Origin of the sequence: Bartonella sp. AP58NXGY (genome assembly GCF_042195785.1) — a bacterium.
Lineage (GTDB): Bacteria > Pseudomonadota > Alphaproteobacteria > Rhizobiales > Rhizobiaceae > Bartonella.
Map to the genome: position 1 here is coordinate 1 of NZ_JBHIOY010000325.1, position 272 is coordinate 272.

A 272-nucleotide genomic window follows, 5' to 3' on the forward strand; every position below is an offset into this window, starting at 1 on the left:
ACAGGCTTTAGCATAAGAACAGACAGGGCTTTGAGGGAGAGGGAAGGCAAAAAGTTGAAGACAAAGCGTCTGTTGAGAGGAAAAACAAGCGTAAAACGGGGAAGAAAGGGATCTTGTGCAGCGTTGATTGGAGAGAAAATTCTATAAAAAGGTAAGTTTTAAGGGGAGAGAGTGCAGACGCTTAGCGTGACACGTATGACTTGGAAAATGGCGGTACGTGGCACATGGTATCTCAATGCGCGGAGATACAGTTCAAAACGCTTGAAAATGTG